Raw genomic sequence first — 245 nt, 5'->3', positions numbered from 1 at the left:
CCTCACCGGCGCACCGCCCTCGCAGCACGGCATCGTCGGCAATGGCTGGTACTTTCGCGACCAGGCCGAAGTGCGTTTCTGGCTGCAACCCAATGCGCTGATCCAGGGTGAAAAGGTCTGGCACACGCTCAAGCGTGAGCTTCCGGGCTTTCGCTGCAGCCAGTTGTTCTGGTGGTACAACATGTACGCCGACGTGGACGCCGCAATCACCCCGCGCCCGCACTACCCGGCGGATGGTCGCAAAC

1 protein-coding gene is annotated in these 245 nt (G+C 63.7%); it reads left to right on the top strand.

The window, feature by feature from the left end; all coding sequences use genetic code 11:
* The coding region (locus tag KZZ04_RS20430; protein ID WP_219424067.1) for an alkaline phosphatase family protein at nt 1-245 on the top strand (245 nt) is incomplete at both ends.

The sequence above is a fragment of the Pseudoalteromonas sp. CR1 genome (assembly GCF_019392235.1).
Classification (GTDB): Bacteria; Pseudomonadota; Gammaproteobacteria; order Enterobacterales; family Alteromonadaceae; genus Pseudoalteromonas.
Note: the sequence above shows the minus strand (reverse complement) of the source record. Positions and strands in the feature narration are given on the sequence as shown.